Annotated in this window: 16 protein-coding genes and 1 pseudogene; 6 read left to right on the top strand and 11 right to left on the bottom strand. The window is 67.0% G+C overall.

Going from position 1 to position 18,197, the window contains the following annotated elements; all coding sequences use genetic code 11:
* Positions 1–26: 26 nt before the first annotated feature.
* Positions 27–134 (bottom strand): annotated as a pseudogene (locus tag K5L49_RS20725) (hypothetical protein); the annotation flags it as partial.
* Between the two features lie 182 nt (positions 135–316).
* On the opposite strand from K5L49_RS20725, the gene K5L49_RS16005 reads away from it, so the two are divergent.
* From K5L49_RS16005 to K5L49_RS15985, 5 genes are all read left to right on the top strand, one after another.
* Complete coding sequence (locus K5L49_RS16005; RefSeq protein ID WP_223694275.1) at positions 317–1,999, top strand: ABC transporter substrate-binding protein; 1,683 nt, start codon at positions 317–319, stop codon at positions 1,997–1,999.
* Positions 2,000–2,061: 62 nt separating this feature from the next.
* Positions 2,062–3,045, top strand: a complete 984-nt coding sequence (locus K5L49_RS16000; protein WP_223694273.1) for an ABC transporter permease — start codon at positions 2,062–2,064, stop codon at positions 3,043–3,045.
* A gap of 9 nt (positions 3,046–3,054) precedes the next feature.
* Complete coding sequence (locus tag K5L49_RS15995; RefSeq protein WP_223694271.1) at positions 3,055–4,032, top strand: ABC transporter permease; 978 nt, start codon at positions 3,055–3,057, stop codon at positions 4,030–4,032.
* Complete coding sequence (locus K5L49_RS15990; RefSeq protein ID WP_223694269.1) at positions 4,032–4,913, top strand: ABC transporter ATP-binding protein; 882 nt, start codon at positions 4,032–4,034, stop codon at positions 4,911–4,913. Before K5L49_RS15995 ends, K5L49_RS15990 begins: the two co-directional genes overlap by 1 nt.
* The gene (locus K5L49_RS15985; protein WP_223694267.1) at positions 4,910–5,860 is read left to right on the top strand and encodes an ABC transporter ATP-binding protein; all 951 of its coding nucleotides are present in this window, start codon (positions 4,910–4,912) and stop codon (positions 5,858–5,860) included. Before K5L49_RS15990 ends, K5L49_RS15985 begins: the two co-directional genes overlap by 4 nt.
* Positions 5,861–5,922: 62 nt before the next feature.
* Here K5L49_RS15985 and K5L49_RS15980 read toward each other — a convergent pair whose 3' ends face one another.
* The 10 genes from K5L49_RS15980 to K5L49_RS15935 form a co-directional block, all read right to left on the bottom strand.
* The gene (locus K5L49_RS15980; protein WP_223694264.1) at positions 5,923–6,726 is read right to left on the bottom strand and encodes a GntR family transcriptional regulator; all 804 of its coding nucleotides are present in this window, start codon (positions 6,724–6,726) and stop codon (positions 5,923–5,925) included.
* 102 nt (positions 6,727–6,828) lie between these two features.
* The gene (locus tag K5L49_RS15975; RefSeq protein WP_223694262.1) at positions 6,829–7,809 is read right to left on the bottom strand and encodes an NAD-dependent epimerase/dehydratase family protein; all 981 of its coding nucleotides are present in this window, start codon (positions 7,807–7,809) and stop codon (positions 6,829–6,831) included.
* A complete protein-coding gene (locus tag K5L49_RS15970) occupies positions 7,806–8,573 on the bottom strand; it encodes a sugar phosphate isomerase/epimerase family protein (protein ID WP_223694261.1) in 768 nt (255 codons plus the stop codon). The genes K5L49_RS15975 and K5L49_RS15970 overlap by 4 nt, the downstream gene beginning before the upstream one ends.
* The gene (locus K5L49_RS15965) at positions 8,570–9,238 is read right to left on the bottom strand and encodes a ThuA domain-containing protein (protein ID WP_223694259.1); all 669 of its coding nucleotides are present in this window, start codon (positions 9,236–9,238) and stop codon (positions 8,570–8,572) included. The genes K5L49_RS15970 and K5L49_RS15965 overlap by 4 nt, the downstream gene beginning before the upstream one ends.
* A gap of 92 nt (positions 9,239–9,330) precedes the next feature.
* On the bottom strand, positions 9,331–10,992 hold the full coding sequence (locus K5L49_RS15960) for an ABC transporter substrate-binding protein (RefSeq protein ID WP_223694257.1): 1,662 nt from the start codon (positions 10,990–10,992) through the stop codon (positions 9,331–9,333).
* Positions 10,989–12,158, bottom strand: coding sequence for an ABC transporter ATP-binding protein (locus K5L49_RS15955; RefSeq protein ID WP_223694256.1), 1,170 nt, complete (start codon positions 12,156–12,158; stop codon positions 10,989–10,991). The genes K5L49_RS15960 and K5L49_RS15955 overlap by 4 nt, the downstream gene beginning before the upstream one ends.
* Complete coding sequence (locus K5L49_RS15950; protein WP_223694254.1) at positions 12,155–14,212, bottom strand: dipeptide/oligopeptide/nickel ABC transporter permease/ATP-binding protein; 2,058 nt, start codon at positions 14,210–14,212, stop codon at positions 12,155–12,157. The genes K5L49_RS15955 and K5L49_RS15950 overlap by 4 nt, the downstream gene beginning before the upstream one ends.
* A 3-nt stretch (positions 14,213–14,215) precedes the next feature.
* Positions 14,216–15,190, bottom strand: a complete 975-nt coding sequence (locus K5L49_RS15945; RefSeq protein WP_223694253.1) for an ABC transporter permease — start codon at positions 15,188–15,190, stop codon at positions 14,216–14,218.
* Positions 15,191–15,197: 7 nt separating this feature from the next.
* On the bottom strand, positions 15,198–15,875 hold the full coding sequence (locus K5L49_RS15940) for a ThuA domain-containing protein (protein ID WP_223694251.1): 678 nt from the start codon (positions 15,873–15,875) through the stop codon (positions 15,198–15,200).
* A gap of 149 nt (positions 15,876–16,024) precedes the next feature.
* Complete coding sequence (locus K5L49_RS15935) at positions 16,025–16,969, bottom strand: Gfo/Idh/MocA family protein (protein ID WP_223694250.1); 945 nt, start codon at positions 16,967–16,969, stop codon at positions 16,025–16,027.
* A gap of 270 nt (positions 16,970–17,239) precedes the next feature.
* Between K5L49_RS15935 and K5L49_RS15930 the strand changes: the two genes are divergently transcribed.
* Positions 17,240–18,187 (top strand): zinc-binding dehydrogenase, encoded by a 948-nt coding sequence (locus K5L49_RS15930; RefSeq protein ID WP_223694248.1) that lies wholly within the window; start codon positions 17,240–17,242, stop codon positions 18,185–18,187.
* Positions 18,188–18,197: the final 10 nt, after the last annotated feature.

Below are 18,197 nucleotides of genomic sequence, written 5' to 3'. Positions count from 1 at the left end.
AGGTCGCGCGAGTAGTTGGCGACGATCTCGGCGTTCCGCACATCCTGCAGCGCATCCGCATAGGTGTCACTGATGAACCCGGAACCGAGCAGACCGACACGAATCACATTTCCTCCTTCAGAAGCGTGTTCCATATAGTAGCCATGTGGTACGCCATTGGTCTACATGAAGAGAGTTAATCTTCCGGAAATAAATACCTCTTGATACCTCAGGGCTCCACTATGTATGCTCTCGTAAACACACGGTCTGCACTGGCGCATCGTCACTGTCGGCCACCCGAACTCACCCACAGCACGATCTACTGAGGAGAAGTGAAGTGCAACCACGCAAATCGAAGAGGATGCGACTCGCTGCGGCGATCGCAACCGTGGCCGCGGCAACGCTCATCATCACCGGATGTTCGAGCTCGGGCGGAAGCTCCTCCGGCGCCACCCGTTATGTGAACGTCTTCTCCGGAAACCCCGGCAACCTGACCGACAACTTCAACCCCTTCGTGAGCGACGTGGCCTACGGAGCGAACGGAGCCGTCCTCGGCGCGCTCTACGAACCGCTGTTCTACTTCAACTCGGCGAAGAACGAGAAGCCGCAGTCATGGCTCGGCACCGAATACACGGTCAGCCCGGACGGCCTCACCTACAGCGTCACGCTGCGTGACGGCGTCAAATGGCAGGACGGAAAGCCGTTCACCGCCGCCGACGTGGCTTACACCTACAACCTCATCAAGGCGAATCCGGCGATCAATCTCTACGGCCTCAAGATCGCGGATGCGAAAGCCGTCGACGACACGCACGTCACCATCACGCTGACCCAGCCCGACTTCCCCAACGAGTACCGCCTGCTCGGCCTCACCTTCATCGTTCCCGAGCACATCTGGAAGTCGATCCCCGACCCGTCGAAGACGACGAACACCAAGCCCATCGGCACCGGTGCGTTCTCGTTCGGCACCTTCACCCCGCAGTCGGTCACCCTCGTGGCCAACAAGAGCTACTACCAGAAGGGCGAGCCCGCCGTCCCCGGCATCCGTCTCGTCACCTCGACCGGCAACGCCGCCGCACTCAACTCGCTGAACGCCGGCCAGATCGACTGGGCCGGCATCGCCCTCCAGGACGTGCAGAAGTCGTTCGTCGACAAGGACCCGAAGTACAACAAGTACACATCGATCCCTGCCGACATCAAGGCGCTGCTGCCCAACCTCTCCAAGGCGCCGTTCAACGACGTCGCCTTCCGTCAGGCGCTCAGCCTCTCGATCGACCGCAACACGATCATCAAGCAGGCGTTCGGCGGCACTGACACCCCGGGCAACCCCACCAGCCTGCTCCAGCCGCGCGACGAGGCATACATCCCCGCAGCGTACAAAGGCAAGACGCTCGACCAGAACATCGACCAGGCCAAGAAGATCCTGACCGACGCCGGCTACAAGTACGACGGCTCGGGAAACCTGCTCGGCAAAGACGGCCAGCCGATCAGGTTCAAGATCACGACCGTGACCGGCTACACCGACACGATCACGGCCGACCAGCTGCTGGTTCAGGACTTCTCCAAGATCGGTGTGCAGGCCACACCCGAGGAGCTCTCGCTCGGCGCGTACTCCACTGCACGCCAGAACGGCACGTTCGACCTGCTCGACGACCGCATCCCCACCGGACCGAACCCGTTCCAGCAGTTCAGCGACAGCCTCGACTCGGCCAAGTCGGCGCCCGTCGGCAAGCCGGCCAACGCCAACTTCGTGCGGTTCAGCGACCCGGCCGTCGACAAGCTGATCGCCGAAGCGGGCAGCACCAACGACCCGGCCAAGCTCACCTCCGCCTACCAGGCCCTCGGCACCTACTTCGCCGAGAACCAGCCGTACATCATCCTCAGCCAGAACGGCGCGGTCACCACGTACCGCACCCAGTTCTTCACCGGGATGCCCACCACCGACAACCTCTGGGCCACCCCGTCCAACTGGCTGTCGGGCAACATCGGCTACATCGCCAAGCAGCTGAAACCAGTCAAGTAACTCGCGCGCGGGCGGCGACCGGAACATCCGGTCGCCGCCCGCCCTCGGCGGAAAGCACCCCCATGCGCTATTACCTCAGCAAGCTCGGCTTCTACCTGATCGCCGGCTGGATCGCGATCACCCTCAACTTCCTGCTGCCCCGACTGGTCAAAGGCAGCCCGGTCGACGTCATCCTGGCCAAGACCCAGGGCGTCGCCCCCATGCCGCCCGAAGCACGGCACGCACTCGAATTGCAGTTCGGCGTCTCGCACGATCCGCTGATCGTGCAGTACTTCCACTACCTCGGCAACCTCTTCACCGGCAACTTCGGCCTCTCGGTGAGCTTCTACCCCACCCCGGCCATCGACGTGGTCATGCAGGCGCTGCCCTGGACCGTCGGCCTCGTGGGTCTCGCCACCATCATCAGCTACGTTGTCGGCATCCTGTTCGGCTCCTGGCTCGGCTGGCGCCGCGGCACCTGGACCGACTCGATCCTGCCCGCCTCCACCTTCTTCTCCGCCATCCCGTACTTCTGGCTCGCCCTCGTGCTCGTCTACATCTTCGGGTCGATCCTGCACTGGTTCCCCGTGAGCGGCGGCTACGACTTCAACATCACCCCCGGCTTCACTCCCGAGTTCATCGGTTCGGTGCTGCTCTACGGCGCGCTGCCGGCCATCACGATCGTGCTGGCCTCGGTCTCCGGCCAGCTGCTCGGCACCCGCAACATGATGGTCTCGACGATGGCCGAGGACTACGTGGTCACCGCCCGGGCAAAGGGACTCCGCCCCCGCCGGGTGTTCGGCTCGTACGCCATGCGCAACGCCCTGCTGCCCTCGGTGGCCGGGTTCGCCATGTCACTCGGCTTCATCGTGAACGGCTCCGTCGTCACCGAGAGCGTCTTCGGCTACCCCGGCGTGGGATTCACCCTGCTGACCGCCGTGCAGAACAACGACTACCCGCTGATGCAGGCGCTGTTCCTCGTGATCACCCTCGCCGTCCTCGGCGCCAACCTGGTCGTGGACCTGATCTACGGCTTCATCGACCCCCGAACGCGCCTGGCGAACTAGGAGAGCCCCATGAGCTTCACGCAACAAGAACTCGCCGACCCGGACCTCTCCGGCTCCGAACCCGACCCCGACGGCGGCGCACCCCGCACCGGATTCTTCCGCGCCGCCGGACGCTCAACCTCCCGCCGTCGCTCCGCCCGCGGCTGGAAGTTCTGGGTGGGGATCAGCGTCTGCGCCTTCTTCGCCCTGCTGGCGATCCTCGGACCGTTCCTCGTGCCGAACCCCAACCAGTCGAGCCCCATCGGCCTTCAGCCCCCGTCGGCCGACCACCTCTTCGGCACCACCAACATCGGACAGGATGTGCTCGGCCAGGTCGTCGCCGGCACCACCGGCTCCGTGGTCATCGGCGTCGTCGCCGGAGCGATCACCGTCATCCTCTCGATGATCTTCGGCGTGGGAGGAGCGTTCCTCGGCGGCATCTGGGACAACCTCTCCTCGCTCGTGAGCAACGTCTTCCTGGTCATCCCGGGCCTGCCGCTGCTGATCATCGTGACCGACTACGTGGAGTCGCGCGACATCATCGTGATCTCCGTGGTGATCGCGCTCGTCTCCTGGGCCGGCGCCGCGCGCGTCCTCCGGGCGCAGACCCTCTCGGTGCGCTCCCGCGACTACGTCGACGCCGCCCGCGTCGCCAGCGAATCCAATTGGCGCATCATGCTGCGGGAGATCCTGCCCAACCTGATGCCCATCATCGCCTCGCAGTTCGTCTTCGGCGCTCTCGGAGCGATCCTCGCCGAGGCTGGACTCTCGTTCCTCGGCCTCGGCGCACCCGGCGGAAAGTCCTGGGGCAGCATCCTGTTCTTCGCCCAGAACGCCCAGGCCATCTCGCTCGGGGCCTGGTGGTGGTTCGTACCGCCCGGCCTCTGCATCGCCATCCTCGGCGCCGCCCTCGGTCTCATCAACTTCAGCATCGACGAGCGGATCAACCCGCGGCTTCGCACGGCCGCCATCCTCAAGCAGTCCCGCAAGCTGAAGGGCGCCCACTGATGACGAGACCGGCGAGCTCACCGCTCCTGAGCATCCAGAACCTCACGGTCGACTACCAGACGGCCTCGCCTGTGCGCGCGGTCAACAAGGTGTCGCTCGACATCCACCCCGGCGAGATCGTCGGGTTGGCCGGCGAATCCGGCTGCGGCAAGTCGACACTGGCCTACACGATCACCCGTCTGCTGCAGGCACCCGCCGAGATCACCGGGGGCTCCATCGACTGGGCCAGGGAGGACGGCGGACGCACCGACATCCTCACCCTCGACGGTCCGGATCTGCGCGCCTTCCGCTGGCAGGAGATCTCGATGGTCTTCCAGGGCGCCATGAACGCGCTCAACCCGGTGCACCGCATCGGATCGCAGATCGAAGACATCTTCATCGACCACAGATCCGGCCTGAACCGTCGCCAGCGGCGGGAACGCGCGGCCGAGCTGCTGCGCACCGTCGGAATCCCCGAAGACCGCCTGCGCAGCTACCCGCACGAACTCTCGGGCGGGATGCGCCAGCGCGTCATGATCGCGATGGCCCTGGCCTTGCGCCCCCGCCTCATCATCATGGACGAGCCGACCACCGCGCTCGACGTCGTGGTGCAACGCAACATCCTCGAAGAGATCAACCGGCTGCGCCACGAGTTCGGTTTCGCCGTGCTGTTCATCACCCACGACCTCGGGCTGCTGCTCGAGATCAGCGACCGCGTGGGCATCATGCTCTCCGGCCGACTGGTCGAGGAGAACACGCCCGACGTGCTGCTGGAGAACCCGGCGCACGAATACACCCGGCACCTGCTGCGGTCGTTCCCGAGCCTGCGCGGCGACGTGCCGCTCACCGGAACCCGCTACGTCGACACGACCGTCGACAGTGAGGAAGAGGTCACCGCATGACGACACTCGAAGCGCTCCACCTGCGCAAGAACTACGAGATCCGGGGCACCGGGCTGCGCAACAAGACCCTGCGCGCGGTCGACGACGTCTCGATCGTCGTGCGGCCGGGCGAGTCGGTCGCGCTGGTCGGCGAGAGCGGCAGCGGCAAATCAACCATCGCCAAGATGCTCATCCGTCTGGTCGAACCGACCGGCGGCGACATCACCCTCGACGGTGCCCCCATCGGGCGCGGGCGCCGCGCCACCAAGGCGTACCGCTCGCGCGTGCAGATGGTCTTCCAGGACCCGTTCTCGTCGTTGAACCCGTCACTGCCCATCCGGCACCAGCTGGCCAGGCCGCTGCGGATCCACGGCATCGTCAAGAACCGGGCCGAGGAGGAGCGGGAGCTGCGCCGTCTGCTCGACTCGGTGAACCTGGGGCCGGCCGACGAGATGCTGGCCAAATACCCGCACGAGCTGTCGGGCGGTCAGCGGCAACGCATCGCCATCGCCCGCGCCCTCGCGCCGCGCCCGGAGGTGCTGATCGCCGACGAGCCGGTCTCGATGCTGGACGTCTCCATCCGTCTCGAGATCCTGCAGCTGCTCGACGACCTCAAAAGGCAGCGCAACCTGGCGGTGCTCTACATCACGCACGACCTCGCCACGGCACGCCACTTCTCGTCGCAGATCGTCGTGATGCGGAACGGACGCGTGGTCGAGCGGGGCGGTTCGAGCGAGGTCATCCTGAACCCCGTGCATCCGTACACCCAGCTGCTCGTGAGGGCCGCGCCTGACCCCAAGTCGGAGCCGTTCGTCGTCGACCCGGACCGCTACCTCGCCTCCCCCGACGTCGCCATCAGCGAGGCGGACCCGGGCCCGACCGCCGACGGCTCGCATTGGGCCCGTGCCTGGTCCGACGACCCCGCCGTTGCCACGCTCCTGGCCTCCCTGACCCCGGCCACCGCCTGACCCGCTCCGCTTGCCCTGCCGTCACTTCCCCGCGCACGCGCGGACGCCGGCGGACGCGAGTGCTAGCGGGAGCGGGCGAAGAAGGTGCGCAAGCGGTAGCGATCGCCGGCGTAGGTGATGGTGGAGACGAAGAGGGGATGCTCGGCGCGGTCGACGGCAAGCTGGCGCATCACGAGCACGGGCTTGCCGACCGCGAGGTCGAGGTGCTCCGCGGCCGAAGGATCGGCTTCGCGGGCTTCGATCGTGGCGTCGGCACGGAGCGGTTCGATCCCGGCCTCCGCGAGGCGCTCATAGAGCGAGTCGACGGTGAAGTCGGCTTCGGCGAGCGCGGGTGCGAGAGTCGCCGGAATGCGTGTCACGTCGAGCGCGATCGGCACATCGTTGAGCAGGCGGACGCGCTCCAGGTGGAAGAGCGGCGTGCCCGGTGCGATGGAGAGCTCTTCCGCTTCGTCGAGGCTGGCCGGTTTCGTTTCGGCGCGCAGCACCCGGGAGCCGGCGACGAGACCCATTCTGGCGGCCGTCTCGGTGAACGATTCGAGACTGTTGGGCCACTCCTTGCCGACTCCGGGCGCCTGCGCCACATACCAGCCGCGCCCGTGTGAGGCGCTGAGCACGCCGTCTTCGACCAGCTTGTTGAGCGCTTTCCGCAGGGTGACGCGTGAGATGTTCAGTTGCAGGCAGAGCTCGCGTTCGGGCGGGAGGCGCATGCCCGGTTTGAGCACCCCGCTCGCGATCTCGCGGTTGATCAGGTTGACCGCCTGTATCCACAGCGGCTCCGGGTAGTCGGGCCGGATGGCGGTGGCCGTGTCGATCCCAGCCCCACCGCTCGTCTCTTCGCTCACCGGCGACACCCTCCACTGTCCCATCGCACGCCTCATTCATACCACTTGTTACCTTTGTCGACCCCAGCTGAGGCCGCCACGCCACGGAATATTCCGATATCCCGCGCACTTCTCGTCGGGCCGGGGTCAGGGTCGCGCTATCAGACGGTCGAAGGCGGCGCTGAGCTCCGCATCCGGTTCGCGGGCGGCTGGAGTGGCCTCGTAGTGCTCGATGATCTCGCGCGCGCCCTGCGAAAGACTCACCCGCGGAGCGAATCCGGGCACCAGCCGCTGCAGTTTCGTCGTGTCGAACAGCATCGTGTGCCGGAAGTCGTGTTCCAGCACCTCGCCCCAGCCCGGGATCTCCGTGGCGATCGACTCGCTCGACCGGTGCACGAGCCGCGGCGAGCGCACCCCGGCCGCGGCGGCGAGCGTGAGGTGGATCTGGTCCCAGGTGAGGATGTCGCCGCTCACCACGTTCACGCTCTCGCCGACCGCGTGCTGGTTGCCGAGCAGCGGCACGAATGCGCGCGCGAAATCGGTGGAGTGCATCAGCGTCCAGAGCGAGGTGCCGTCACCGTGGACGACGACGCCTTCGCCGGCGCGCATCCGCTCGATGGCCGTCCAGCCCGAGAGGATCGGCAGCGTGGTGCGGTCGTAGGTGTGGAACGGCCGCACGATTGTCAGCGGGAAGTCGTGGCTGCGGTACGCGTCTTCGAGGGTCAGCTCGCACTCCACCTTGTCGCGCGCATACCCGAAGACGGGTTGCCGGCGCGGGCTGGACTCGGTGATGGGGAGGGTCGGCACCGGTCGGGCGAACACCGAGCAGGTGCTGATGAAGACGTATTGCGAGGTCGTGTCGCGGAAGAGCTCGACATGTCCGTCGAGATCGCCCGGCGTGAAGCCGACCCAGTTGACCACGGAGTCCCAGTTCTCGCCTCCGACGAGCGCGGCCAGCTGCTCCCGGTCGCGCACATCGCCGCGCAGCTGTCGCACACCGTCGGCGACGGGCCGCCGCGGTTCGGTGCGCGTGACGATCGTCACCTCCGCCCCCTGGGCGACTGCCTCTCGCGCGGCGGCCGACCCGATCATGCCGGCCCCGCCCAGGAACAGGATTCGTGTGGTCATGGGGTCCTTCCCTCGGACAGCCCGCCGCCGACGAGGTGGCGGTAGCTGGTTGCGAGAGCGCCGAAGGTGTCGACGCTCAGTCTTTCGAGTTCCACGATGTGCCAGGCGAGGCCGGATGGGGCGGTCAGAATGCCGGCCCAGTCCATCGCGCCCTCGCCGATCGGCACCATGAGGTCGTCTTCGTAGCTTTCGGCCGGGCCGTCCTTGATGTGGATGAACCGCGCGCGGTCGCCGAGACGCGCAAGCACCTCTGCCGGGTCGGCACCGCCCATCCGTGCCCAGTACGCGTCGAGTTCCACGACCACGCGGGGGTCGAGCAGCCCGAGGAGCACGTCGTAAGCCTGCCCACCGTCGACCGTGTTCGCGAACTCGGCGAAGTGGTTGTGATAGCCGATGGTCAGGCCGTGCGCCGCCGCGTTCTCAGCGGCCTCGTTGACCCGTTCGACGCCGCGGGCGATCGCGTCGCGGGTGCCGAACTCCTCGCGCTCCATCGACCAGATCAGTGTCGGGGCGCCGAGTTCGAGGGCATCATCGAGGATGCGGCCGGCCGCCTCGCCCGCGGGGAACGGTGTGTGGGCGCTGGTGACCCGCAGACCGGCGGCGGCCACCGCATCCCTGACCCGGGTCGCGCCGTATTCTTCGACGAGCCCGTAGGTCTCGATGCCGAGGTAGCCGAGGGAGGCGATACGATCGAGCGTGCCTTCCAGGTCGGTCAGTGCCTGCTCCAGCACGGTGTAGCCCATGACGGCGATCGGCGCGGTCACAGCGCTCCCGCGGCCCACTGCAGTGAGCGGATCACGAGGGTGCGCACCGCGGGCTCGCCCCAGGAACGCATGTCATGGCCGAGCGCCAGGTAGACGACCCGGCCGGCGCCCACGGTTCGCACGTAGAGCACCGGGATCACCTCGCCGTCGGCCCGGCGCCGCTGCGCGAGCACCTGCACCTCGTCGTCTGCGAACTCGAATTCGTAGTACTCGTCGAACAGGTCGAAGTCGTCGAGGCCCGCCGTGATGGGGTGCTCCCCCACGATCTCGATCGTATGCCGCCCCTCGTGATGACCGGGGCCGTGGGAAAGGTAGCGGTTGCCGAGCAGGTCGAAGAATGGCCGGTCGGCGGGGTCGACCCCGCCACCCGCCCAGCCGAGGATGTTCGCGCCGTGCACCCCGACGAGGCCTTTGCCCGCCGCGATCGCCGTGGCGAGCGCTTCCTGCTGCTCGGTGGGGAACTGTCCGCCGGCTGTATAGAAGAGGTACACCTGTGCACTGCCGGTCTCGGGCCGCGCATCGACGAAGCGATTGAGCCCCATCGCCTTGCGGGTGACGAGGCCGGCCTCGATGCCGAGCTGCTGGAACACCGTTGCGGCGCTGAGGAGGTCGTGGTGGATGTCGTCGCCGTTCACGACGACGAGGGCGGTGCGTGGGTCGGTCATGGCTCTTTCTCTGCGTCTGCTGTCGTAGTGCTGGGTCACCGCGGGCGGGGCGGCCGTATCGGCCGACCCGCCCTCGGTGATACCGCTTCCGGTCAGGCGACCGGCTTGAGCTTCAGCGCCACCACGGGGTTCGGGTAGGGCGCGAAGTACGGGTTCTGCTCCGACGGGAAGCCGGTCACCTTCGCGGTGCTCCAGTCCCCGTAGTTGCCCCAGTAGAACATCACGATCATCGGCAGCTGGTCGATCCAGATGCCCTGAAGTTTGGCCAGGATCGTGTTGCGCTCTTCGTCCGTGGTGGCCAGCGGGTACTGCGCGAACAGTTCCTTCGCCACCGGGTCGTTGAACCGCTCGATGTTCTCGAACGTCGGCGTCGCCTGCCCGATGGGGTAGTACTTGTTCGGGTTCATCATCGAGTCGTAGATGTTGAACGCGCGCGGCGCCGGGCCCACCGGGTAACCGATCGTCGACTGGAAGGTGCCGTCGGCGGTGATCTTGTTGATGTCGTTCACCGACGTGGTGTCGATGTCGAGCTTGATGCCGATGTCTTTCAGCTGCGAGACCAGCACCTGGGCGCGCGAGGCGATGTCGGTGTACGAGGCGGGGAAGCTCACCGAGAACTCGACGCGCTTGCCGTCTTTGGCGTAGTAGCCGTCCCCCGCCTTCGCGTAGCCGGCATCGGTCAGCTGCTTTTCGGCGGCCGGCTTGTCCTGCTTGAAGTTCAGGTTCTTGTACTGCGGGGCGACCTCATCGGCGAACGACGGCATCGGCAGACCGGTCTGGCTGGTCGCGGCGGGCGAATCCGTTGCGGCGCCCACCTGCTCGCGGTCGACTCCGAGGCTGATGGCACGGCGCACGGCGATGTCGCTGAGCGGCCACTTCTCCAGGTTCGGGATGAGACCGTCGGAGCCGACGACCGGCGCCCAGTAGTGGTTGTCCTTGCTCTTGGACGTGTAGGTCTTCTCGGAGTCGGCGATGTACGTGCCGCTCCAGTCGGCCTGTCCCTGCACGAGCGCGTTGGTCTGGCCCTGGTTGTCCTTATACGGAATGAACCGGATGCCGGCGATCTTCGCCGGGTCCTGCCAGTAGTCCTTGTTCGTCTTCAGCACGAAGCTCTGCGGCGAGAATGTATCGAGCTCGAACGGGCCGGTGCCGACGGGGTTCTTGTCGGCGTACTTGGTGGGGTCGCCCACCTTCGACCAGATGTGCTGCGAGACGATCGCGGCCGAAACCAGCGACGTGAACTTCGTCTCCGACGGGTCTTTGAACGTCATCACGACCGTGTTGGGGTCGGTGGCCTTGATGGTGTCGAAGTCGACGCCGCCCACATTGAGCGCCGGGTACTTCTTCAGCATTTCGTAAGTGAAGACCACGTCGTCGGCCGAGAACGGTTTGCCGTCCGTCCATTTGACCCCCTGCTGCAGGTCGAGGGTGAACGTCTTGTTGCCGTCCGACCAGGCCCACTTCTTCGCGAGCCAGGGGATGTCGTGACCGATGTTCACATTGTTGATCTGCACGAGCGGCTCATAGATGAAGCCGCCGGAGCCCTGGTTGGTGTACGTCGCACCCTGCGCCGTCTCCGGCAGGTAGGGGTTGAACGTCTGGGTGAGCGAGTCGGATTGGCTCGCCACGTTGAGGATGAGCCCGTCGCTGGACCCGCCCCCGCTGCTGGAGCAGGCGGCGAGCGGAACGACGAGGCTGGCGGCCAGTGCGGCGCCGACGATGCTTCGCCGCACCGAGACCTTTCTGCGATTCATTGCTGTTCTCCTTCGTGCTTGGACGTGCTGGTGGGTGTTGGAGCGTTCTGGGGGCCGGGTTCGACGGGTCTGCCCGCCGCCCGGATCTCGCCGCGCGAGTACACGGCGGCGTTGTCGGCCCGTCGGGTTTCGGCTTCGGCGTCGTCGGCGTACAGCCAGCACTTCGCCCATTGGCCGTCTTCGAGCTCGAACCGGGGCGGCGCCTCGGTCTTGCACCGTTCCATGGCGAACGGGCAGCGCGGGTGGAAGCGGCAGCCGGCCGGCGGGTCGATGAGACTGGGCGGCTGGCCGATGTCGCGGGGCGCGTCGTCACGCTCGCGTGAGGGGTCGGGCGCCGAAGCGATCAGCAGCTGCGTGTACGGATGCGCGGCCTTCTGCGTGACCTGCTCCGACGGCCCCGCCTCCACGAGCTGGCCGGCGTACATGACGCTGGTGTCCTCGGCGAAGTAGCGGGCGGATGCGATGTCGTGCGTCACATAGAGCAGGGCGACACCGCGGTCTTCGACGAGTCGTCGCAGCAGATTGAGCACGCCGAGGCGGATCGACACATCGAGACTCGACACCGGCTCGTCGGCGAGGAACACATCCGGGTTGGCGGCCAATGCGCGGGCGATGGAGATGCGCTGCAATTGGCCGCCGGAGAGCTCATGCGGGTACTTCTCGGTGAACTGGCGGGCCGGCGCGAGGTTCACCTGCGCGAGCAGATCGTCGATCACCGCGCGCTGCGCTTTGGCCGTCTTGCCCGTGTGGTGGATGCGCACCGCCCGCGAGAGCGTGGTCGCGATCGTCGCTACCGGGTTGAACGAGCCGAAGGGGTCTTGGAGGATCAGCTGCACCTTGCTGACGTGCTCGCGCAGCGACTTGCCGCCGCGGGCGTGCACCGTCTTTCCGCGGTAACGCACCTCACCGCCGGTGATCGGGTAGAGCTGGGCGAGCAGCCGGGCGAAGGTGGATTTGCCGGATCCGGATTCCCCCACCAGCGCCATGATGCGCCCGGCATACAGGGCGAGTGTCACGTCGTCGACGGCGTGCACCACGCGCTTGGGGCCCCGCTTGAACAGCGAGCCTCGCACGCCGAAGTGCTTGGTGATGTGCACCGCCTCGAGCACAGGCTCGCCAGGCTGCGATGCAGCGTGCGGTGCGGCCGTGGTGTCCATGGTGGTCATCGGGCGTCCTCCAGTTCGGGCTCGGTGGCGTCGTCGGCGCTGCCGTCGCCTTCGTAGAGCAGACAGGCCGCCTCTGATTGCCGCCACTCCGCTCGGCCGTCGAGCGGGAACAGCGGGGGCACGACCGTGTCGCATTTGTCGAAGGCGAGTGGGCAACGCGAGGCGAACGCGCATCCGCCGGGAAGCTTGCGCAGGTCGGGTGGCGAGCCGGGGATGCCGGTGAGCTCGTGCTTCGGGCCGGAGAGGGTGGGGAACGACGCCAGCAGCCCCTGGCTGTATGGATGCCGCGGGTTGCGGTAGAACTCTTTGGCGTCGGCCAGCTCCACCACCCGCCCTGCGTACATCACCGCGATGGTGTCGGAGAGCTCGATGAGCAGCGAGAGGTCGTGGGTGATGAAGATCACCGAGAAGCCGAGCCGGTCTTTCAGTTCGATGATCTTCTCGATGATCTGCCGCTGGATCACCACGTCGAGCGCAGTGGTCGGCTCGTCCATGACGATGATCTCCGGGTCGAGCGCGAGGCCCACCGCGATCATGGCGCGTTGACGCATCCCACCGGAGAGTTCGTGCGGGAAGGCGTTGACCCGGTCGGTCTGGATGCCGACGAGGCCGAGCAGCTCGATCACCCGGGCGGCGCGCGCCTGCTGGGTCATCTGTGGCCGGTGCGCCCGGAGCGCGTCGTCGATCTGTGCGCCGACCGTCAGAATCGGGTTGAGCGCGTGCATCGCCGATTGGAACACGATCGACAGCTCCTCCCAGCGGAAATCGCGCAGTTCGTCGTCGCCCATCGAGAGGATGTCGGTCGTCGAGCCGTCCGGGTTCGTGTAGACCATCTCACCGCCCGTGATCTGCGCCGGCGGTTTGTGCAGCCGGGTGATCGCGTAGGCCAGGGTCGACTTGCCGCTGCCGGACTCGCCCGCGATGCCGAGCACTTCGCCGCGGCGCAGCGTCAGCGACACATCGTTGACGGCCGGCGTCACTGAGTTCTCACCCAGGTAGTCGACCTTGAGGTGCCGGATGTCGAGGATGACATCGCTGGTCACGGGGTTGAACGGTCCGGAGGCGGCGCGCTCGGTGCGCACACGCGGCGGACGCTTCACGATCTTCGCGCGCTTGGCCTTGGCTTGGGCCCGCTGAGCCTTCTTGGTGCCGATGCCGGCCTGACGCAGACGGGGGTTGATGAACTCGTCGATGCCGAAGTTCACGAGCGAGAGGCCGGTGCCCAGCAGCGCGATGGCGAGGCCGGCGGGCACGAACCACCACCACGAGCCGGTGAGCATCGCACTCGACACCTGTGCCCAATAGAGGATGGTGCCCCACGACCACTCGGTCACGTTCGTCAGCCCGAGGAACGCGAGGCTGGCCTGGGTGAGGATGGCGCCGGTCACCGTGCCGAGGAACGATGCCGCGATGATCGCGATCTGGTTGGGGAAGATGTCGCGGAAGATGACGCTCGACGTGCGTTCGCCCGTCGCGCGGGCGGCCTCGACGAAATCGCGCTTGCGCAGCGACAGCGTCTGGGCGCGCAGCACGCGGGCACCCCAGGCCCAGCCGGTGATCGAGATCACCAGGATGATGCCGACCGAGCCGGTCTTGGGAAGATACGAGGCGAGGATCACCGTGAGCGGCAGGGCCGGGATCACCAGGAACACATTGGCCAGCAGCGACAGCAGCTCGTCGGCCAGACCGCCGAGGTAGCCGGCGGCCAGCCCGACGATCACCGACAGCACGGTGGCGACGATCGCCGCGCACACGCCGACGAGCATCGAGACCTGGGTGCCGTAGAGCATCTGCGACAGGATGTCCTGCCCGGTTTGGGTGGTGCCGAGCCAGTGCTCGGGACTCGGCGGTTGCAGAGTCGCGTGGCTCACCGCCGACGGGTCGTACGGCGCGATCCACGGGCCGATGATGGCCAGCACGCCGAAGATGAAGACGACGATGACGCCGGTGAGCGTCCACGGGCGGCGGAAGGCGCGCAGCCAGGCGAAGCGCGAGCTTCCCTCCACGATCTCTGACGTTTCGGCCTCCGCGACCGTCGCTGTGGTGATGGCCATGGGTCAGCCCTCTCTTGTCCGGGGGTCGAGGAAGACGTACGCGAGATCCGCCAGCAGGTTGGCGACCAGCACTGTGATCGTGATCACCAGGAAGATGCCCTGCATGAGCGGATAGTCCTGTGCCTGTGCGCCTTTGAAGAGCACGGTGCCGATCCCGGGATAGTTGAAGACGACTTCGGTCACGATCGAGCCGCCCACGACGAAGCCGAGCGACATGGCGAAGCTCGAGAACGACGGCAGGATGGCGTTCCGCGCCGCGTACGTGACCATGATCCGTCGCTTCGGGAGGCCCTTCGCCTCCGCGAGCTTCACATAGTCCTCGCTGAGCGTCGTCACCATCATGTTGCGCATCCCGATCAGCCAGCCGCCGATCGAGGCGATCACGATCGTCAGAGCCGGCAGGGTGGCGTAGTACACCGCGCTGCCGAGGAAGCCCCAATTGAGCCCGATCGTCTCGGTGACCGAGTACCCGCCCGAGAGGGGGAACCAGTGCAGCATGATCGAGAAGATGAGCACCACGCAGATCGCGAACCAGAAGTAGGGGATCGACGACAGCAGAGTGGTGATCGGGATGAGCGAGTCGAGCCAGCTGCCCCGTTTCCAGCCGACGATCATGCCGAGCGAGGTGCCGATCACGAACCCGAGCACCGTGCACACCGTGATGAGGATGAGCGTCCAGCCGATGCTGCTTCCCAGAACGTCGGCCACCGGCGTCGGATAGTACGCATACGAGATGCCGAGATTGCCGGTGAAGAGGTTGTGCCAGTAGTCGAGGTATTGCTGCCAGAGGCTGGCCTTGCTCTGGCCGAACAGCACCCGCAGCGCTTCGACGGCTTGCGGGGAGAGCTTGCCGTGGAACTTCGCGATGAGCGCATCGGCCGGGTTGCCCGGCATGATGCGCGGCAGCACGAAGTTCAGGCTGATCGCCGCCCACGCCGTGATGACGTAGAAGACGGCGCGACGCAGGAGAACACGCATAGGCGGATCAGTCCTCTTTCTCGGTGTCGGAAAGGAATGGGTTGCGGCGGCCGGCGGTGAGCCAGCCCGCCGCGTTGGCGACCGTGCGGCGAACGCCGGGTTCGTCCCAGGCGCGCTGGTCGTGGCCGAACTGCACGAAGCAGACCCGGCCGTCCCCCGGCTCGCTCACCACGACAAGCGGCTCGACGCCGTAGGGCGCCTGACGCCAGGCGACGACCCGGGCGTCCGGGGCGGTCGCGACCCGGTAGTGCTCGTGGGTCAGCTCGAACGGGTCGAGGCCCGCCGTCACGGGATGCGCGGCGCACTCCACCCGGAACCGGCTCTCGTGCGGCTGCGGGCCGTGGTCCGTGTACCGTGCCCCGAACAGAGCGAGCAGCTCGGGGTCGTCATCGTAGACCGCGGTCGAATGCAGGGCGAGCAGGCCGGTTCCGGCGGCCACCGCATCAGCGAGCCCCCGTCGCTCGGCCGCGGTGAAGGCGCCGGCTGCGCGATAGAGCACGACGAGGTCGTCGTCGAAGGGTTGCGCGAACAAGGCGGTTCCCACTCGCACACGCGTGACGAACCCGGCGCCCGCGAGGAGGTCTTGGAGTTCGACGCTCGCGGTGAACAGATCCTCGTGCACGTCGTCGCCCGCGATCACCACAGAGGCGGTGAGGGCTGTTGGTGCTGGTCGGGAAGACGTCATCGGCTTCATCGGCTCCTAGTACGTGGAACGCAGTTCGCCTGTCGGCGACCACATTCCCTGTTCCAGGCCCGTGATCAGGGCGTTGTCGTGACGGTCGAGCGGAAGCGGCACCCGGCGCCGCGAACGACTGCTCTCGTAGGTGGCGAAGATCAGTTCCGCGCCGGCGAGCCCCCGACGCCCGGAGAGCTCGGCTCCCGCCCGGTCTCCAGACCGTCGACGAGATCGGCGACGGCGGCGGCGGTGCAGGCGAAGATCGCCGGGTCGATGCCGCGCTCCCAGCCGGCCGGGTCGGTCGCATACGGCGAGGCGAAGCGCAGATCGTTGGTGCCGAAGCGGTGCACGATGCACTCCGAACCCCGCACCACCAGCCGGCCGCGCGTGCCCTGCACGATGAGGCCGAGGTTGTTCTCGAGGTTGAGCACCGGAGTGGCCGGCTCGCGGCCCGTGGAGACCGTGGCCCGCACGCCGTCCGGCCAGGCCACCTGGGTGATCGAGGCGGTCTCGACGAACGCTCCGTAGACATAGCGGTTGGTGGAGACGTCGATCTGGCCGAACACCCACTCGGGAGCGGCGTCGCCGCGATAGAAGAGGATGAGGTCGAGAATGTGGCTGCCCCAATCGGGCAGATTGGGGCAATACCCCTCGATGGTCACGATCTCGCCGATGGCCCCGGCCGCCAGCTGTTCGCGGGCGAACCGGTGCACGGGCTCGAAGCGGCGCTGCAGGTTGACGGTGAACTGCATCCCGAACGCGTCGGCCACTGCCTGCATGCGCAGCGCGTCGTCGTAGGAGAGCGCGATCGGCTTCTCGCAGTGCACGGCGCGCACACCGGCCTCGGCGGCGGCGATCACAGCGTCCAGGTGGAAGGCGGGCGGAGTGCAGACGCTCACGATGTCTGGGCGAACGGTCTCGAGCATCTGCCGGTAGTCGGAGAACACCGACTCGATGCCGAACTCTCCGGCCAGCTCACGGGCGATGTCGAGGTTCACATCGGCCACGGCGACGAGGTCGACGCGCTCGTCGGCGCGGTAGCCGGAGGCGTGCACCCGCCCTTGCCCGCCTGCTGCGATCACCGCCGCTCGGTAGCCGTTCATTCTTTCTCCTTCGAACCGTGGAACTTCTGCCGGGATGTATCCCAAAGCCATACCACTTGAGGCCATGCTAAGACGAAAAGGTGAACGGTAACAAGGCGTTTGGGACATTTTTCTTGGACGAGACGGTCGTTGGCCTCGAATCTCGGGCATTTTTGCCCCGAATCCCCGCTGATCGCGCGGGAAGCACGGCCGCTGAATTGCGATCCACGTACTACCACATCCGACCACGGCGCTACACTGGCCGACGTTCGCGAACCGAAGGGATCCCCCATGCTGATCAGCCGCGTCATCGCGCCCCGCACCTCCCGCGTCGAGGAGTCCCCGACGCCGGAGCCCGGTGCCGGGCAGATCCTGATCGAGGTGCTCGCCAGCGGTGTGTGCACCTCCGACTTCGGGCCCTGGATGCGCGGCCCCGAAGGCGGGTCGCCCATCGAACTCGGCCACGAGACGGCCGGCCGGGTCGTCGCAACCGGCTCGACGACGTCCCGCTGGGCCGTCGGCGATCTCGTCACAGGCCTCGGCGGGCCCGGATTCGCCACCCATACACTGCTCGACGAGAACGCCGCTCTCCCGCTGCCCGCCGGCCTCGCGCCCTCCCACGCCATCGGCGAGCCCATCGCCACCCTCGAAGAGGCGATCTCGCGCACGCCGATCGGGGCAGGCAGCCGCGTGGCGGTCGTCGGTCTCGGATTCATGGGGCTCGGCCTCGTTCAGCTCGCCAAAGCGCGCGCCCCGCACACCATCATCGGTGTCGACCCGAACCCGGCCGCGCGCCGTCGAGCGCTCGAATGGGGAGCGGATGTCGCCCTGCACCCAGACGAAGTGCCCGGCTTCACCGCGTCGTCGTCCGACGCCGGAGCGACCGACCCCCGGGCCGACGTCGTGCTCGAAGCCACCGGCGTCACGCCCGGCCTCGACACAGCCTCGCCACTGGTGCGGCCGTTCGGCACACTCTGCATCGTCGGCTACCATCACGCCGGCACTGCGAAACTCGACATGGAGCTCTGGTACAAGGGCGCGACGGTCGTCAACGGATTCTGCCCGGATCGGCCGCGCGTCATGCACGCGATGCAGGATGCGTTGGACCTGGTGGCCTCGCACCGCTTCAGCTACTCCCCTCTCGTCACCCACACGATGGGCCTCGACGGAGTGGACGGAGCCTACGCACTCATGGAGGCCCGGGACCCTTCGTTCGTCAAGGCCGTCGTCGTGCCGTAGAAGAAATGCT

This window comes from Leifsonia poae, from assembly GCF_020009625.1.
Classification (GTDB): domain Bacteria; phylum Actinomycetota; class Actinomycetes; order Actinomycetales; family Microbacteriaceae; genus Leifsonia; species Leifsonia poae_A.
The sequence above is the reverse complement of the archived record's forward strand: the minus strand, read 5'-3'. Positions and strand labels throughout refer to the sequence as shown.